This window comes from Algibacter sp. (genome assembly GCF_049667265.1).
GTDB lineage: Bacteria > Bacteroidota > Bacteroidia > Flavobacteriales > Flavobacteriaceae > Algibacter_B.
In genome coordinates this window covers 1-1,527 of the sequence record NZ_JBATHX010000194.1, presented here as the reverse complement: position 1 = coordinate 1,527, position 1,527 = coordinate 1, and the positions used below count along the sequence as shown (strand labels likewise).

Annotated in this window: 2 protein-coding genes and 1 pseudogene; all 3 read left to right on the top strand. The window is 36.1% G+C overall.

Annotated elements, in window-relative coordinates:
* A pseudogene (locus tag WBN21_RS07420) lies at positions 1–379 on the top strand (3'-5' exonuclease); the annotation flags it as partial.
* A 162-nt stretch (positions 380–541) separates the two neighbouring features.
* Entirely contained in the window at positions 542–1,153 is a 612-nt protein-coding gene (locus WBN21_RS07415; RefSeq protein WP_424198927.1) for a fumarylacetoacetate hydrolase family protein, read from the top strand.
* Positions 1,154–1,495, top strand: a complete 342-nt coding sequence (locus tag WBN21_RS07410; protein WP_424198925.1) for an Hpt domain-containing protein — start codon at positions 1,154–1,156, stop codon at positions 1,493–1,495.
* Positions 1,496–1,527 lie beyond the last annotated feature (32 nt).

The window sequence follows — 1,527 nt, the reverse complement described above, 5'->3', positions numbered from 1 at the left end:
ACGTACTTTAAGTGCAGCGTACAAGTTTTATTGCGATGAAAGTTTAGATAATGCACATAGTGCAGAAGCTGATACAAAAGCAACTTATGAGGTTTTATTAGCGCAATTAGAAAAGTATGATGAGTTGGAAAACGACACCAAGTTTTTAGCTGAGTTTAGCTCGCGCAAAAAGTTTGCAGATTTTGCAGGTTTTATTTCATATAATAAAGAAGGTATTGAGTGTTTTTCTTTTGGGAAGCATAAAGGTAAGTTAGTAACCGATGTTTTAGAAAAGGAACCGGGTTATTTTGGCTGGCTTTTGAATGCCGATTTTCCGTTGTACACTAAAAAGGTGTTAACGGCTATTAAATTGCGAAGTTTTAATAATAAATTGGGGTAATTTAGAAGTCGCAGTTTTTAGTCTTAGTCACAGACTTTGGGGAATAGTTGCGTTAGGGATTGAAGTGGATAGCCCACAGCGACCTTTTGGGAGCGAGGACTTGTAACGAAAAGCCAGACGCCGACCTTAGGAGGCGTAACACCCAAATTAAAATAAAAAAGAATGAAATTAATCTGCATTGGTAGAAATTATACCGAACATATTAAAGAATTGCAAAACGAAAAACCTACGGATCCGGTTGTTTTTATGAAACCAGATACGGCTATTCTTTTGAAAAAGCAGCCGTTTTTTATTCCTGATTTCTCGGATGATGTACATTATGAGGTTGAGGTTTTGGTTAAAATTAATAGGGTTGGCAAGCATATTGATAAAAAGTTTGCCCATAAATATTACAATGAAATTGGCCTAGGAATTGACTTTACGGCCCGCGATTTACAGAGTGCATTAAAAGCCAAAGGACTGCCTTGGGAAAAAGCAAAGGCGTTTGATGGTGCTGCGGTAATTGGCAAATGGATTGATAAAGAGGAGGTTAAAAATGTTGATGGTTTTGAGTTTTCGTTAAAAAAGAACGAAGAAATTGTACAAAATGGAAATACTAGCCTGATGCTTTGGAAAATTGATGAATTAATAGAATATGTGTCAAAATATTTTACTTTAAAGATTGGAGATGTTATATTTACAGGCACACCTGCAGGAGTTGGCAAAGTTGTTGCTAATGATAAATTAATAGGATTTATAGAGGACAAAGAAATGTTTTCAATAACAGTAAAATAAATGGAATTACATTATAAATTATTTAGAGTACGTGAATTGGCTGATAACGACGAGAGTTTTATCGCTGCTTTGGCTGAAGCTTTTTTAGAGGAAGTTCCTGAAGATGCAGAGCGTTTAAAAAATGCGGTTGCAGCAAAGGATTATCAAGAAGCGTATCAGGCAGCACATAAAATGAAACCTACCATCGATTTATTTGAGTTGGGTGTTTTAGATAAACTGATTGAAGTACAGGATTGGGGAAAGTTTACCCAGACAGATGTTGATGTTACCGAGCAGCTAGCTACCGTGCTTTCGGCGGTTGAAAATGCTAGCGCTGAAATGAAGACTGATTTTAAATTGTAATGTTAGCAGAAATAATCACAATAGGTGACGAA